The sequence below is a fragment of the Parvimonas sp. D2 genome (assembly GCF_035282635.1).
Taxonomy (GTDB): domain Bacteria; phylum Bacillota; class Clostridia; order Tissierellales; family Peptoniphilaceae; genus Parvimonas.
Window position 1 is genome coordinate 1 of record NZ_JAYKBO010000130.1, and the last position, 228, is coordinate 228.

Below are 228 nucleotides of genomic sequence, written 5' to 3' on the forward strand. Positions count from 1 at the left end.
ACTTACCACAATTACATTCCCAGTCTTTTACCGGTCCAAATATTTTTTCACAGAAAAGAACATCTTTTTCAGGTTTTAAGGTTCTGTAATTTATGGTTTCTTGTTTTTTAACTTCTCCTCTTGACCAACTTCTTATTTTATCAGGTGAAGCTAATCCAATTTTCATTGCATCAAAATTATTTAATTCCAACAAGGAGTCCACTCCCTTCCTCTATGTTATTGATCAAT

1 protein-coding gene is annotated in these 228 nt (G+C 32.0%); it reads right to left on the minus strand.

The genetic code is table 11. The features are described 5' to 3' along the window. Positions 1–166: hypothetical protein (locus tag VJI77_RS07820; RefSeq protein ID WP_442953982.1), on the minus strand; the 166-nt coding region annotated here is incomplete at its 3' end. Positions 167–228: the final 62 nt, after the last annotated feature.